General features: G+C 36.0%; 2 protein-coding genes. Both read left to right on the top strand.

Going from position 1 to position 1,280, the window contains the following annotated elements:
* Positions 1–261: 261 nt before the first annotated feature.
* Entirely contained in the window at positions 262–684 is a 423-nt protein-coding gene (locus L2567_RS20925) for a hypothetical protein (protein WP_235299818.1), read from the top strand.
* A gap of 48 nt (positions 685–732) precedes the next feature.
* On the top strand, positions 733–1,152 hold the full coding sequence (locus tag L2567_RS20920) for a hypothetical protein (protein WP_235299817.1): 420 nt from the start codon (positions 733–735) through the stop codon (positions 1,150–1,152).
* The last annotated feature ends 128 nt before the right edge of the window (positions 1,153–1,280 follow it).

Here is a 1,280-nt window from a genome sequence, read left to right as displayed (position 1 = left end):
AGTCAGCTCGTTTCCTTTCCATCCAACCTTTGAAGAGGTCTTTCATCTCAATTACAACATGCTCCATCTATTTCCATTAACCACTTTTGATTAACTTAGTACCCGATGGAACTTCAGGGCACACAACTGGTTATAACACGCTGCGAAGAAGTCATGCCTGCTAACGCGACGGCACGCCTCTTGCAGCTATTCCGTTACCTTCCATAGAGGAGAAATAGAATCAACAACCAAAAGATACAAAATCAAAAAAATGACTAATCAATGTTAAGCTTATTTAAAAACAAAAAACAAAGCTCTTTCTTTAGTAGTTACGATCTCGATCTCGAAGAGGGCGAAACAACACATGAGATTTTAGCACAAACAAGAGTAGATAAACGAACTGCAGAGCTATTAGAAGGAGCAATGAAGATTGAGTATAAGAATGATATAGCTAGCAAGGTACATTGGATTGAAGAAGGTGATTACATTGAAGAAGATGAACCAAGATTTGAAACAGTTCCAATATCATATAGGGACTATCCAATTAATACATATAAAGTTCTTATATCAAACAAGCAAGGGAAACATAGATTGGGCGGAGAGATTCCAACCGAATTCAACTTGCCATTGAATAACACCCAAACACCTCACATATATTTAGGTAAATTAGACTGCGTAGGAGAAAGATCTCTCACGTGGACATAAATCAACCAATTCCATATGATATGTCCGATGTTCGCAGATTTTGACATTATGTTTTTAGACTATACAAACCCAAGTGCACCAAAACTATTCAATACAGATGATATAGAAGATTGTGGAAGTGCATATAAAGATCTTAAGGAAGATGATAGTATTGTTTTTGAATCACTTTCAGTAAGTATGGAAGACATAAAAAGAAGTCAAGAAGAAGATAGAATTGGAAATATTGGATCTCCAATATGGATTCAGGATCAGAGAATTCCAATATGTCCAAAAACTGGTAAGAAAATGAAATTTCTAATAATGTTGGATACAAATGATAAAGTCCAATTTAAAAGATCAACAGTCAATATTACAGAAGAAAGCATGAGAAGATATCTGGAATCATTCAATTTTTGGTGTGATGGATGTCTGTTTATCTTTTATGAACCAGACTCAAAAATGGCTGCATATTATATCCAAAATACTTAACATCGAGTAGGTAAAGGGGACTCTCACCCCTAAACCTCTCACAGAACCGTACGTGAACCTCTCAGCTCATACGGCTCTTCATGCTCATTCTTTCGAATCGAATACGCCACTAAACTCATTCCTTCCAA

The sequence above is a fragment of the Portibacter marinus genome (genome assembly GCF_021533195.1).
GTDB classification, from domain to species: Bacteria; Bacteroidota; Bacteroidia; order Chitinophagales; family Saprospiraceae; genus Portibacter; species Portibacter marinus.
The sequence above is the reverse complement of the archived record's forward strand: the minus strand, read 5'-3'. Positions and strand labels throughout refer to the sequence as shown.

What these genes read in the sequence shown, in the direction of transcription:
- L2567_RS20925 (WP_235299818.1), top strand. Translation starts at nt 262, where the DNA reads ATGTTAAGCTTATTTAAAAACAAAAAACAAAGCTCTTTCTTTAGTAGT.
- L2567_RS20920 (WP_235299817.1), top strand. Translation starts at nt 733, where the DNA reads ATGTTTTTAGACTATACAAACCCAAGTGCACCAAAACTATTCAATACA.